The following is a 13923-nucleotide window of genomic DNA, read 5'->3' as shown; positions in this document are numbered from 1 at the left end:
CTTAGCTTTTAGGCCCGCCGTCCTGCCCATCAGCATCCGGATCCTCGGCCGGCTTCCCGTCCTGGCCGCCGTCGGCGTCTTCGTTTCGGCTGGAGGGGGAGTCGTCAAACCCGCCGCTAAGCAACTTCTGCAGGGCGTCGTCCACCTCGGTGTCGCTGGCTTCCGCCAGTTTCCGGCGTCCGCTGAACCCGCGGGGATCGTCCAGGTCCTCGGCGGTGGGCAGCAGGTCGGGGTGGTGCCAGATTGCGTCACGGCCTTCAATGCCGCGTTCTTCTTTCAGCGTGGCCCACAGTGTGGCAGCATCCCGCAGCCGGCGGGGGCGCAACTCCAAACCAACCAGCGAAGCGAAGGCGTGCTCCGCCGGACCGCCGGTGGCACGGCGGCGGCGAACGGTTTCGCGAAGAGCGCCCGCTGACGGAAGAACATTCTCGGTGGCCGCAGCAGTAAGTTCGTCCACCCATCCCTCCACCAGGGCGAGCGCCGTTTCCAGTTTCTCGAGCGCCTGGTCCTGGGCGGGCGTCCGCTGAGGCATAAATACGCCCTGCGACAGGGCTTCCTGGATGCCCTCCGGATTGCCGGGATCAAGTTCCCGCGCCAGTTCCTCAATGCGGGAGGTATCGATATGGATGCCCCGTGCGTAGGCCTCGATGGCGCCAAGCAGGTGGCCCCGCAGCCACGGAACCTGGACAAAGAGCCGGGCGTGGGCCGCTTCCCGAACAGCGAGGAAGAGCCGGATGTCGTTCTCGGGCAGGGAAAGCCCTTCGCCGAAAGCGGCGACGTTCAGGGGCAGCAGGGCCATCTCAAGATCGGCGAGGGGAACTCCAATGTCGGTGGAGCTGACCACATCCGTGGAGAGGGCGCCGATGGCCTGCCCCAGCTGCATGCCGAAAATGGCGCCGCCCATGTTCTGGAGCATGGACGAGGCTCCGCCCATCATGGACTTCATCTCCTCCGGCATCTGCTCGGTCATTGCGGAGGAGAGCGCATTGGCGATGCTGTTGGCGACCGGCTCGGTCAGCCTCTTCCAGGTGCCAAGGGTCGCCTCCACCCACTCCGCCCTGGACCAAGCGCGGCCGATCAGGCCGGTGGCGGGAAGATCCGTGACGGGGTCGAGCCACAGTTCAGCGAGCCGCAGGGCCTCGTCCACTTCGCGGGACTGCTGTGAGGTGACCGATGGATCCGCGCTGCCGGCGGCGACCCGCCGCGCATTCTCGTGGGCCAGCTTCCAGTTCACCGGGCCCTCGGACGGCGCGCTCATCATGGCCTGGACCTGGGAGAACATCTGGGCCAGGAGGTTGGGGTCGTTGGGAAGGCCGGCAGCCTTTGCGAGCTCGGCAGGGTCGAAATTTTCCATCCCCTTGCCGCCCATCAGGTTTTGCAGCATCTCTGTCAACGGGTCCTTGGGGGTGTCGTCGCCGTTGGACGGATTAAGTGGGTTGGAGGTCATGATCCCGCCGATCGTCGGTGTGACTGTTGATCAACCTTCACGGTACCCCGGTGGTGGACGGCTGTCTGCCGGAGTGCGTTACCGTTCGCTGTAGGCAAAGAACTCCGTCTGCCGGCACCGCGTAGTGTTGGTTCAGTGACTACAACCCGTGGCGGCCACCCCTCCGAGGACCACGCTGCCGAGCTCCCTTCCGATCCCTGGCGCGGGGAATCGGGCGGCCCTGAAGCCGGCGCGCCAACAGGTGCCGCAGGCTCTTCGCCAGCGGCCGGCACCCCGCCGTTCCCCGGCGGTCCGCCGCGCCGGGACAGGAAAGTCTCGGCCATGATGGTGGCCGGGATAACGGCCCTGGGACTCGGAATCGCGGTGGGCACCCTGCCGGTCCCCTACGTCGTCGAAACACCCGGCCCCACCTACAACACGCTGGGCCAGAGCCAGGGAAGCCCGGTCATCAAAGTCAGCGGCCGGGAAACCTATCCGGCAGCGGGCAACCTCGACCTGACCACCGTTTACGTGAGCGGCGGCCCGAACGGCCCAGTGAGTGTCCTGGGCGCTTTCTCCGCCTGGCTCGACCCATCAAAAGCCGTGTACCCCGAGGAATTGATCTACCCCAGCGGCACAACCAGGGAGGAGGCCGCGGAGCAGAGCTCGGTGGCCATGACAACGTCCCAGGAGAATGCGGTGGCCTCGGCCCTCAACGAGCTGGACATTCCCTTTGCGCAGCAGCTTCAGGCAGCAGACCTCTCCGAGGACTCTGCCGCCGCGGGAAAAATCGAGCCGGGGGATATCCTCAAGACAATCAACGGCAAGGAGATTACCTCCCTCGCCGTCGTCCAGGAGGAACTGGCAGCAGGCAAGGGCGCGGCTGCCACAGTGGTGGTGCAACGCGATGGCCGAGAGGTCACGCAGGTGATTACCCCTAAAGACAACGGTACGGGCCGCTTCATCCTGGGCGTCATGCTCAAGTACCTGTTCACGTTCCCCTTCGACGTGGAGATTTCGCTCGAAAAAGTCGGGGGCCCCAGCGCGGGACTGATGTTCTCGCTCGGCATCATCGACACAGTCACTCCGGGGGACCTCACAGGAGGAAAACACGTGGCCGGCACCGGAACCATAACCCCGGACGGTGTGGTGGGGCCCATAGGCGGCATCGGGCAGAAAATGCAGGGTGCAAGGTCCGGGGGAGCCACGCTCTTCCTCGCTCCCGCTGCCAACTGCGGGGAAGTGGTGGGCAATATTCCCGACGGTCTCCAGGTGGTCAAGGTCGAGAACCTCGCGGAGGCCCGCCGCGCCGTTGAGCTTGCCGGTTCCGGCGGGGACACATCCGGCCTGCCGGCGTGCACAAGCAACTAGACTGGGCAGGAACTAAGCATTACTGCCACTCGTGGCAATTAAGACGGACGAAACCAGCGTTTGACCGGTAAGTACGTCGCTCGCACGCACGCTTCGAATATTCTGACGACCAGCTATGAGGTACCGAGTTTGTCCCGTCCAGCCAGCACCATGTCCACAGGTAAACCCCCTTCAAGACGCGGCGCGCTGACGCCCACCCTGATCGTTGTTGCCCTGGTAGTTGTGGGCTTCATTTTCTTTGCCAACGTCTGGACCGATGTCCTCTGGTACCGGCAGCTCGGCTTTATTGAAGTGTTCGTCACCGAGAACCTGGCGCGGATCGGGATCTTCGCTGCAGGGTTCGCCATCATGTTCCTTGCGGTCTTCTACGCTATCCGCATCGCCTACCAGTCCCGGCCGGTCTACGCCCCGGACTCGGAAATCCGCGACAACCTCAACCGCTACCAGGCACAGCTGGAACCTGTCCGCCGCGTGGTTATGGTGGGCCTGCCGGTCCTGTTCGGCCTCTTCGCCGGAAGCGCCGCATCCAGCCAGTGGCAGAGGGTCCTTCTCTTCTTCAACCAGGAACCCTTCGGAAAGTCGGATCCGGAATTCAACCTGGACATCAGCTTCTACCTGATGACGCTGCCGTTCCTCGGCTTCGTGACCGGGTTCCTGATCAGCGTGGTGGTGATTGCCGGCATCGCGGGCATCCTGACCCATTACCTCTACGGCAGTATTCGGCTGATGGAACGGGGCGTCTTCACCAGCCGCGCGGCCCAGATCCACATCGCCGTAACGGGTGCCGTCTTCCTGGTCCTCCTGGGCATCAACTTCTGGCTTGACCGCTATTCGGCTGTCCAGAGCAACAGCGGACGCTGGGCCGGCGCCCTGTACACGGACGTGAACGCCGTGATTCCCACCAAGTCCATCCTGGCGGTGGCTGCAGCACTCGTCGCCATCCTGTTCATCGTGGCCGCCGTCATCGGCCGGTGGCGCCTGCCTGTGATCGGCACGGCGATGCTCGTCATCACGTCCATCCTTGCCGGCGGCGTTTACCCCTGGGTGATCCAGCAGTTCCAGGTACGCCCCTCGGAAGAGACGCTGGAAAAGGAGTTCATTCAGCGCAACATCGACAACACGCGCGCCGCCTACGGACTGGATGCCATCCAGGTGGACCGTTACGATGCCACCAACACCGCGAGCACCGGCGCGCTGGCGCCGGATGCCCAGACCACGGCAAACATCAGGCTGCTGGACCCGAACCTGATCTCGGACGCGTTCTCGCAGCTGGAACAGTACCGCCCGTACTATCGGTTCCCGGAGTCCCTCAACGTTGACCGCTATGAGGTGGACGGGCAGATCCAGGACACCGTTATCGCCGTCCGCGAGCTGAACCCCACCAACGTGCAAACAAACCAGCAGGGCTGGCTCAACCAGCACGTTGTGTACACCCACGGTTACGGCGTGGTGGCAGCCAAGGGCAACAAGTTCACCGTTGACGGCAAGCCGGAGTTCCTGCAATCAGGCATTCCCTCCACGGGTGTGCTGGGCGATGACTCCAGCTACGAACCGCGGATCTACTTCGGCGAATACTCGCCGGACTACTCAATCGTGGGTGCACCGGACGGTGCTCCGCCCCGCGAGCAGGACAGGCCGTCAGGTGAGGGCGAGACCCAGTACACCTTCGAAGGCAACGGCGGACCGAACGTAGGCACCTTCTTCAACAGGGTGCTGTACTCCATCAAGTTCCAGTCCTCGGACCTGCTGCTCTCGGACGGCGTCAACCCGGAATCGCAGATCCTGTACGAACGCAACCCACGTGAGCGCGTAGAGAAGGTGGCCCCCTACCTGACCGTGGACGGCAACGCCTACCCTGCAGTGGTTGACGGCCGGGTGAAGTGGATCGTGGACGGCTACACCACCAGCCAGTACTACCCGTACTCCCAGCAGGAGCAGCTCTCGGACGCCACCGCCGATTCGCAGACCACTTCCGGCCGTGCAGTCGCCCTGCCGAACAGCACCGTCAACTACATCCGAAACTCTGTGAAGGCCACAGTCGACGCCTACGACGGCTCGGTCACGCTGTACGCCTGGGACGATCAGGACCCGCTGCTGAAGTCCTGGCAGAAAGTGTTCCCCACGTCGCTGAAGCCTTATTCGGAAATGTCCGGCGATGTCATGAGCCACGTCCGGTACCCCGAGGACCTCTTTAAGGTCCAGCGCCAGCTGCTGGGCGAGTACCACGTGACGGACCCGTCCAGCTTCTACCAGACGAAGGACGCCTGGAGCGTGCCGAACGACCCCACGGTTGATTCGACGAACGACGTCAAGCAGCCGCCGTTCTACATGTCGCTGCAGATGCCGGACCAGGATAAGCCTGCTTTCCAGCTGACGTCGTCGTTCATTCCGCAGATCGTCAACGGGAACGCGCGTAACGTCCTCTACGGCTTCCTGGCCGCCGATTCCGATGCCGGCAACCAGGCGGGTGTGAAGGCTGAGAGTTACGGCAAGCTGCGGTTGCTGCAGATCCCGCCGGAGATCCAGGTCCCCGGCCCGGGCCAGGCGCAGAACAAGTTCAACTCTGATCCCACGGTTTCGCAGGCCCTTAACCTGCTCCGCCAGGGGGCCTCTGACGTCCTGAACGGTAATCTGCTTACGCTCCCTGTCGGTGGAGGCATCCTCTACGTCCAGCCGGTGTACCTGAAGTCCACCGGTGAGACGTCCTACCCCACGCTGCAGCGCGTCCTGGTGGCCTTCGGCGACAAGGTTGGGTTCGCCCCGACGCTTGACGAGGCGCTGAAGCAGCTCTTCGGCGGCGACTCCGGGGCGTCTGCGGGCGACTCCGGCAACAACGGCCAGACACCCACAGATCCGGCTGCTCCGACTGCACCGGGCGGAGCGGATGCCAAGGCTGAACTGCGGGCGGCGCTGGATGAGGCGAACGCTGCAATCCAGGCGGGGCAGGCGGCACTGGCTGCCGGCGACTTTGCAGCCTATGGTGAGGCGCAGAAGCGTATCTCCGCGGCCCTCCAGCGGGCCCTGGATGCGGAGAACAAGATCCCAGTCGCCGTTCCCGAGGCAACTCCGGCTCCGGCCTCTACGGCGACACCTGAAGCCACGCCTTCGCCGTCACCCAGCAGCTGATCACCTTTTAGTCGATCACGACGGCGGCACCCGGCACCCGTTCCACCTGGAGCGGGTGCCGGTCCCGCGAGACGGAGATCACGCCTTCCCGATTTGGCCTGCTGTTCACCGGCCGGTAAAGTAGTTCTTGCGACGCGGGGTGGAGCAGTTCGGTAGCTCGCTGGGCTCATAACCCAGAGGTCACAGGTTCAAATCCTGTCCCCGCAACTGACGGAAGTCCCGGACACTGGAAACAGTGTCCGGGACTTTTTGGTTTAATCGTCGAGCCCGGGTTCGGGACGAAAAGGGGCCCTGAAGCAGTGTGTAAAAACCCGCCGCGGAAATAGGGTAGTGTTGTTTCAGCGACGCGGGGTGGAGCAGTTCGGTAGCTCGCTGGGCTCATAACCCAGAGGTCACAGGTTCAAATCCTGTCCCCGCAACCATGAGAAGGCCCCGACCGGCAGACAAGCCGGACGGGGCCTTCTTTTTTCCTTGAATGCCGGTAGTTCCTAGTATTCTCTTTCGCAGAGACTCACGCATTGTGAGCACTTCGCCAGTCATTCTCGAGAGGAATGTTGCTCGATGTCCACACCCACGAAAAAGCCCGGCACTGCCGCGGGCAAGCGGTCCCGACTCTATTGGGGTGTGCCCGCGGTCCTTGCGGCGCTGGTCCTCGTGGTGTTGATAGCCAAGTGGCTGATGGGTTTGCCCGCCGTCGCCTCCTTCGTGGCGGACTATCCCGGGCATTCGGAGCTGCCGGCTGGGGCGCCCGAGGGTTTCCCTGCCTGGCTCGCCTGGCAGCACTTCCTGAACGCGTTCTTCCTCCTGCTGATCATCCGGACTGGATGGCAGGTGCGGACCACCACGCGCCCCAGCGGACACTGGACCCGCAACAACAAGGGCCTGATCAAGACGAAGAACCCGCCCACCAAGATCAGCCTTGAGCTCTGGTTCCACCTCACGCTGGACGCCCTGTGGATCCTCAACGGCCTGGTGTTCGCGGTCCTGCTGTTTGCCACCGGGCAGTGGATGCGGATTGTTCCCACCAGCTGGGACGTCTTCCCCAATGCGCTCTCCGCCGCCCTGCAGTACGCCTCCCTGAACTGGCCCACAGAGAACGGCTGGGTGAACTACAACGCGCTTCAGCTGATCTCCTACTTCGTGACGGTCTTCATCGCGGCGCCCCTGGCCTTCATCACGGGCCTCCGGATGTCGTCTGCGTGGCCGAAGAAGGCAACCGGCCTCAACAAGGCCTACCCGATTGAATGGGCCCGGGCCGTCCACTTCCCGGTGATGATCTACTTCGTTGCCTTCATCGTGGTGCACGTCTTCCTGGTGCTCGCCACAGGAGCGCTACGCAACCTCAACCACATGTACGGAGTACGGGACGACGACGGCTGGTTCGGGTTCTGGGTTTTCCTCGCCTCGGTTGTGGTCATGGTGGCGGCCTGGTTCCTGGCCCGCCCCATCTTCCTGCGGCCGATAGCGTCCTTGATGGGCAAGGTCAGCCGGTAATCCGCGGCGGGGGCCCGCGCAGCAGCCCTTAGTCCTTGAGCCTGCTGTAGGTCTCCAGGGCCCTCTCCCGGGACTCCGGCAACCCAACGAGCGGCGCCGGGTACCCGGGCGCGTCGGCCGCTTTCCATGGCTCGTGGATGGCTTTACCGTCAAGGCCGGCAAGTTCCGGGATGTATTGGCGCAGGTAGCTGCCTGCGGGATCGAATTTCCTGCTCTGCGTCACCGGGTTGAAGATGCGGAAGTAGGGGGACGCGTCGGCTCCGGAGCCAGCCACCCATTGCCAGTTGGCGGGGTTGCTGGCAGCATCCGCGTCCACGAGGGTGTCCCAGAACCACTGCTCGCCGATGCGCCAGTCCGCCAGGAGATTTTTGACCAGGAATGAAGCGGCCGCCATCCGCACGCGGTTATGCATCCAGCCTGTCTGCCACAGCTGCCGCATCCCGGCGTCAACGAGGGGATAACCCGTGCGGCCCTGTTGCCAGGCCTTCAGCTCGCCACGGCTGAGCTGCTGCCACTCAAAGCGGTCAAACTCCGGCCGGTAGTTGCGGGTGGCGAGTTCGGGGTTCGTGTAAAGAAGGTGCCAGCAGAACTCCCGCCAGCCCAGCTCTGAACGGAATATTCCGACGTCGGCCGGTATCTTGCGCGGGTACCGTTCCCGGATCTCGCGCCACACCCTGAACGGGCTGACCTCGCCGAAGCGCAGGTGCGGGGACAGGCGGCTGGTACCTTCCACACCCGGCACGTTGCGCCCGGTTCCGTAGTCTTCCGCCGGTCCGTCCAAAAAATCCGCCAGGCGGCGCAGGGCGCCCTTTTCGCCCGGCTCCCAGGTGTCTGCCAGGCCGCTGCTCCAGTCGGGGGAGCGGGGCAGGAGGTTCCAGCTGTCCAGCTCTTCACCGGCAGGAAGTGCTCCTCCTCTTTCCAGGGCGGGGGAGGGAAGCTGGAGCGGTACCTCATGCGGGTCCCGCACGTCGCCGTGGGCGAGGCATGCACGCCAGAAGGGCGTGAACACCTTGTAGGGTCCACCGGCGCCGGTGCGAATGGTCCAGGGCTCGAACAGGAGGTTTGCCTGGTGGCTGGATGCGTCAACGCCGTTGCCGCCGGCCCAGGCCTTCACATCGGCATCCACGGTGCGCTCCGCCAGTCCGTAACGCCGGTTCCAGAAGAGGTGCGTGGCAGACATTTCGGCGGCCAGTTCCTTGATCACAGCTGCCGCCGGCCCGCGGCGAAGAAGGAGGCGCGAACCTTTGTTTTCCAAGGAAGCGGCCAGCGCCGCAAGGGAATGGTGAAGCCACCACCGGGTTGCTCCACCCAGCGTCCGGATCCCCGCCGACTCCTCGTCCAAAATGAAGACGACGGTCAAGGGCAGGCCCAGCGCTCCCGCCTCGGTCAGCGCAGGGTTATCGTCCAGGCGGAGGTCATCACGCAGCCAGACGAGGGACGTTGCGTCAGGGGAAGCCATGCCACCACGCTACACACCCCCGGCACTAGGAAGGCCGGGGCAGCGGTCCCGGCCTTCCTATTGTGCTAGTGGGGAGGCTGCTCCCCGCCCGGCGGTCAGAGCTTGTCGTAGTCGATTTCAGTCGCAGTGGACTCGTCGGAGGCGGCAGAGCCCGCGGCGCCGATGGCAGGCTTTGATGTGCCACCCGACTTCAGGGCAGCCAGGCGTGCCTCGATCTCCACCTGCTCACCGAGGTCCTCAAGCTGGTTGAACTGCGCGTCAAGGCTCGACGAGGCGAGTTCCTGCTGCCCGCGGACCTTGGCTTCTTCCCGGCGGATCTTCTCTTCGAAGCGGCCCACTTCACTGGTGGGGTCCATGATGTCGATGCTCTTGATGGCGTCGTGGACCTGTGCCTGGGCAGCTGCGGTCTTGGAACGGGCAACCAGTTCGTTGCGCTTGCTGGTCAGCTGGTTAAGCTTGCCCTTCATCTGGTCCAGGCCGGTCTTCAGCTTGTCCACCACTTCGCGCTGCGACATGATGCTGGGTTCTGCACCCTTGGCCTCATTCTCAGCGGCCATTTGGCGCTGCAGGGCCACCTTGGCAAGGTTGTCGAACTTTTCGGCGTCAGACACGTTACCGCTGGCGCGGTACTCATCAGCCTTGCGGGATGCGGCAAGGGCCTTGTTTCCCCAGTCGCGCGAGTTTTTGACGTCCTCGTTGTAGTCGTCCTCGAGCATACGGAGGTTGCCGATGGTCTGCGCGACGGCTGACTCCGCCTCAGCGATGTTGTTGGTGTAGTCCCGGACCATCTGGTCCAGCATCTTCTGCGGATCCTCAGCGTTATCCAGCAAGGAGTTGATGTTCGCCTTTGCCAGCTGCGCGACTCGACCGAAAATGGACTGTTTAACCATGGTGTTACCTTTCGTCCTGCTCTGTGTTGACCACTGAAATCAGTGAACGTTTATGTACTGCGCCCCGGGCGCCAGGCCAAGGGGTTCAAGTGCCGTTCCGGCCAGGGATGGTGCCTAACGGATCAGAAGTCTCCACCGCCGCCGGAGTCTCCGCCCCAGCCGCCCATGTCTCCTCCGCCGCCGAAATCGCCGCCGCCCCATCCTCCACCGTCGCTGTGGCCGCCGCCCCAGCCGCCGCCACCACCTCCGTTGAGGATTGAGTTAATCAGGATGCCGCCGAGGATGGCGCCTCCCAGTCCGCCGCCGCCGCCTCCGCCGAACATGCCGCCGCGGCCGTAGCCCTGGTTGGCGTAGCCGTCGAAGTGGTCAACATCGGCCTGTGCCAGCTGGGCTGCCTGCGCCGCCAGTGCGTGTGCCTGCTGGGCGTAGGTAAGGGCCGTCACCGGATCAGTGCGTGCTATGGACAGCGCGTAATCCAGGTTGCGCTGCGACTCCGCCAGCCGGGTGCGTGCTTCTGTTCCCACTCCGCCGCGGCGGGCAGTGATGTAGTCGGAGGTGGCACTGATCTGGGCTTGGGCGGACATGATGGTCTGCTGAAGTGATGCCTGGGCCCGGCGCGCCTGTTCCTGCTGGTCCCTGATGCCGCTGAGTGACTGGTCGAGCGACTGGTGTGCCGTTTCGACGCGCTGCAAGGTGGCGATGGGGTCAATCTTCCCGCCCTGGATCTCTGACTTGACCTGGGCCAGTGCAGCTTCAACGGCCGCCACCGGTCCGGCGAGGTCGGGATGGGCGCCGGACTGGATCATGGCCCGTGCCTGCGCGAGGTCCTGGGACGTGTCAACTACTGCCGCATCAAGGCCGCTTCGGGCCTCATCCAGGCTGGACGAAACTTTGGCGATTGCATCGATGAGGACGTTTGTCTGGTGCAGGCTCTCTTCTGCGGCGCGGACAGCAACGGCGGCCAGGCTTCCTTCGCCCTCAGCCAGCTTCTGCTCCGCAGTGGCTGAGGCGTTCTGGACGAAGGCGAGCCGTTCCTTGGCCTGCAGGATATTGTCCGAAACCTGCGCCAGTGCGCTCTCCGCGTACTTGGCCCTCAGCGCGGTGAGGGACTGCTCAGCGCTGGCGATCTTCGAATCCGCTTCGCGGGCCCCGGCGTTGACTGCTGCCAGTGCCCGTGGGGCGTTCTTCTCAAGTTCGCGGAGGGAATCGAAGTCTGCCTTCTGCTCCTGGAGCGAGGCGAGTGCGGCTTCCGAGCGGCGGATAATCTCACCCAGCCACGTACGCTGCTGCTCTTCGGTGTCGGGGATGTGGTCGTCCAGCTGCTGCTGCAGCTTGAACGATTCCGTCATGTGGCCTTTGGCTTCCTCCAGCGCCTTGGTGAAGTTGCCGACGGCAGAATCACCGTACTGTGCCTGGGCGAACATCAGTTCCTGCTCGCTGGACTTGATCGCGTCATCTGCCTCGATAAGGAGGGATCCGCTCTTGCGGCGAAGCTCCTCTACGCTCAGGGAAGCCAGTGGATCAACTTCGGCACCCTGCGGGCCGTAGCTCGCGCTGGACGCCTGGGCAGCAGCCTTCTTGCGCTTGTTCCGGAAGTACAGGTATGCGCCCGCACCGCCTGCGGCAACCACGCCGGTTCCCACCAGTACGGCTGCCCCGGCACCGTCACCTGAAGGGACGTTGCCACTGCCGCCTCCGGCAGCATCGCCGATTGCCGCAGCAGCGTTGATTGCTGCCTGGGCGTAGTTGTCATTAGCCAGCTGCGGACCAATGGCCTTGCTCTTGATGTTCTCGAGTTGGGCCGCGGTGATCTTGCTGCCGCCCTTATTCAGGACGTACTGCCGGGTATCGGTGGCGACCGCGAAAATCAAGGCGTTAGGCCCGAGGCTTGCTTTTTCGGCTACGGCGTCCGTCCATGCTTCCCGATCAGCCGGGTTTTCGAACCTCTTGACCGTAACGACGTGGAGCACGGTCGCGTGGTCAGTGCCGAGCTTCTTGATGGCTTCCTGTACTTCGCCCTTTTGGGAACCCAGGACACCGGCGGAATCGACTATCTTTGATGCCGGATCCAAGGTGACCGGATCCTCTGCCCACGCGGCCGCGGCGGGAACCGCCAGCAGGCCGGTAAGGCCGATCACGGCGAGAATACGTTTGAACTTTGACCGCATGTGCAACCCTTCAGCACGCCTGACACCGATTCGGGACGAACCGGTCGTCTCAGAATGCAGCAGCGCCCCCACGCATGTGTGTAGCCGCAGGTCGCTGTGGCAATCATCTTGATTCTATGGTGCACCCCACAGGCCGTCCATCGGGTCGAATATGCCACCAGCGAAACGTCGCGGGAAGGACGAAAACAGTCTCCGGAAAAGTCCACAGCAAGCTCTCAGCAAACATCCGCGCTTGTTACAGGGAGGGAGTCCATAGTTAATTCAGACGAGGATGAAAGGAAGTCCCATGACTGAGAACCAAACCCCCGGTGCCGCTCCGGAGAGCCGCGGCACGGGGCGGCAGGATTCCTGGCAGCAGCACTCAACCCAGCCGGGGAACAATCCTGGCGAGGTTCAGGATGCGGATGGCACGGCCGCCCCGCGTTCCACGGGACACGCGCCCAATGAGGCTCCCGGTCCGCGCCAGTATCCGACTGAACAGCTGGACCGGACGAACCGGGGGGATAACCCCACCCAGGAGCTTCCGGGAGCGCGGCCGGCGTACCCGCAGCGCCAGCCCTATCCGCAGCGCCAGCCGTTCTACGGGCAGGCTGCTTCCGGCCAGCACCCAGGCCAGCCTGCACACAATGAACCCCACGGCTCCCAGCCCCACGATGGCTCCTACGGCCAGAGCCAGCACCATGCCCCCGGTGGTCATCCGGGACTGGCTCCGAATCCGAAGGATGCCCCACGCAAGAAGGCTTCATTTGGCGTCGGGACCCTGGTGGCCAGCATCCTCGCGGCCGGCCTGGTGGGCGGCGGCGTAGCGACCGTTGCGGGCGGCGAGGCCTTTGACAGCCCGGGCTCCGCTTCAGCTACCAGCAGCAACAGCCAGCCCGGAACGGTCATCGTCAACAACCAGGATGATGTCAACGCCATAACGGCTGCCGCCCTGAAGGCATCACCGAGCGTGGTGACCATCAGCGCTTCAAGCAACGGCGCCGGCGGTACAGGTTCAGGCATCGTCCTGGACGACCAGGGCCATATCCTCACCAACACGCACGTGGTCACGCTGGACGGCCAGACGGCCAACGCCGCCCTCGAAGTCCGCACCAGCGATGGCAGGGTGGTCACCGCCAAACTGGTTGGTACCGACCCGCTGTCAGACCTTGCCGTCATCAAGGTGGACAACGCCTCTGGCCTTACGCCTGCCACCCTGGGCGACTCCGGCAAGCTCAACGTCGGGGACACCGCCATTGCGATCGGCTCGCCGCTGGGCCTGACCGGAACGGTGACGGATGGCATCGTTTCCACGCTCAACAGGACCATCAGCGTCGCCTCAGCCGCAGCCCCTGAAGAGGGCGACAACGCCGAGGGCGACGACGAGGGCGGGTTCCAGTTTGCGCCTCCGGACGGCGGCCAGAGCCAGCAATCGGCGGCACAGGGCCAGATCTCCATCAACGTGATCCAGACAGACGCCGCCATCAACCCCGGCAATTCGGGTGGCGCCCTGGTGAACAGCAGCGGCGAGATCATCGGCGTCAACGTGGCCATCGCATCGGCCGGATCCGGCTCGCTGTCCTCCTCGAGCGGCAACATCGGAGTGGGCTTCAGCATCCCCATCAACCACGCCAAGCGCGTGGCCAACGAGATCATCGAGACCGGCAAGGCCTCGCACGGACAGCTGGGTGTCAGCGTCAAGCCGAAGGGCACAAGCGCGTCCTCAGAGTTCTCTGTGGGCGCAGACGTCGCCACCGTGGAACCGGACTCGGCAGCCTCTAAGGCGGGAATCAGGGTGGGTGACGTGATCACAAGGTTCAACGACCTTGCAGTCGGTGAACCGGAGCAACTGACCGCAGCTGTCCGTGAGCAGCCCGGCGGTTCCAAAGTGAAAATCACCGTATTGCGCAACGGCCAGGAACAGACGCTCGACGTCACGCTGGGCACCGCAGCGAGCTAAGCGCCGTACGCGGCGCCAACCGCGCAGCAGTACGACGGCGGCGTCCCCAC

General features: G+C 64.2%; 8 protein-coding genes and 2 tRNA genes. 6 read left to right on the top strand and 4 right to left on the bottom strand.

Annotated elements, in window-relative coordinates; translation table 11 throughout:
- Position 1 precedes the first annotated feature (1 nt).
- On the bottom strand, positions 2 to 1447 hold the full coding sequence (locus AC5RUQ_RS07105) for a zinc-dependent metalloprotease (RefSeq protein ID WP_493946655.1): 1446 nt from the start codon (positions 1445 to 1447) through the stop codon (positions 2 to 4).
- A 135-nt stretch (positions 1448 to 1582) separates the two neighbouring features.
- Here AC5RUQ_RS07105 and AC5RUQ_RS07100 point away from each other — a divergent pair, with 135 nt between their 5' ends.
- The 5 genes from AC5RUQ_RS07100 to AC5RUQ_RS07080 all read left to right on the top strand — a co-directional run bounded on the left by AC5RUQ_RS07100 (position 1583) and on the right by AC5RUQ_RS07080 (position 7417).
- Positions 1583 to 2797, top strand: coding sequence for a YlbL family protein (locus tag AC5RUQ_RS07100; protein ID WP_493946654.1), 1215 nt, complete (start codon positions 1583 to 1585; stop codon positions 2795 to 2797).
- A 150-nt stretch (positions 2798 to 2947) separates the two neighbouring features.
- Entirely contained in the window at positions 2948 to 5923 is a 2976-nt protein-coding gene (locus AC5RUQ_RS07095; RefSeq protein WP_493947181.1) for a UPF0182 family membrane protein, read from the top strand.
- Between the two features lie 133 nt (positions 5924 to 6056).
- Positions 6057 to 6130: transfer RNA gene (locus AC5RUQ_RS07090), tRNA-Met, on the top strand.
- Between the two features lie 138 nt (positions 6131 to 6268).
- Positions 6269 to 6345 (top strand) — tRNA-Met (locus AC5RUQ_RS07085).
- A gap of 139 nt (positions 6346 to 6484) precedes the next feature.
- Positions 6485 to 7417: a cytochrome b/b6 domain-containing protein gene (locus tag AC5RUQ_RS07080; RefSeq protein WP_493946653.1), complete on the top strand. Its 933-nt coding sequence runs from the start codon at positions 6485 to 6487 to the stop codon at positions 7415 to 7417.
- Positions 7418 to 7445: 28 nt separating this feature from the next.
- On the opposite strand, the gene AC5RUQ_RS07075 is transcribed toward AC5RUQ_RS07080, so the two are convergent.
- The 3 genes from AC5RUQ_RS07075 to AC5RUQ_RS07065 all read right to left on the bottom strand — a co-directional run bounded on the left by AC5RUQ_RS07075 (position 7446) and on the right by AC5RUQ_RS07065 (position 11934).
- A complete protein-coding gene (locus AC5RUQ_RS07075; protein WP_493946652.1) occupies positions 7446 to 8876 on the bottom strand; it encodes a cryptochrome/photolyase family protein in 1431 nt (476 codons plus the stop codon).
- Between the two features lie 95 nt (positions 8877 to 8971).
- Positions 8972 to 9766, bottom strand: a complete 795-nt coding sequence (locus AC5RUQ_RS07070; protein ID WP_493946651.1) for a PspA/IM30 family protein — start codon at positions 9764 to 9766, stop codon at positions 8972 to 8974.
- Between the two features lie 122 nt (positions 9767 to 9888).
- Positions 9889 to 11934, bottom strand: a complete 2046-nt coding sequence (locus AC5RUQ_RS07065) for a TPM domain-containing protein (RefSeq protein WP_493946650.1) — start codon at positions 11932 to 11934, stop codon at positions 9889 to 9891.
- A 286-nt stretch (positions 11935 to 12220) separates the two neighbouring features.
- On the opposite strand from AC5RUQ_RS07065, the gene AC5RUQ_RS07060 reads away from it, so the two are divergent.
- Complete coding sequence (locus AC5RUQ_RS07060) at positions 12221 to 13873, top strand: S1C family serine protease (protein ID WP_493946649.1); 1653 nt, start codon at positions 12221 to 12223, stop codon at positions 13871 to 13873.
- Positions 13874 to 13923: the final 50 nt, after the last annotated feature.

The organism is Arthrobacter sp. MDT2-3, assembly GCF_059090465.1.
This window is presented reverse-complemented; position numbering and strand designations above follow the sequence as displayed.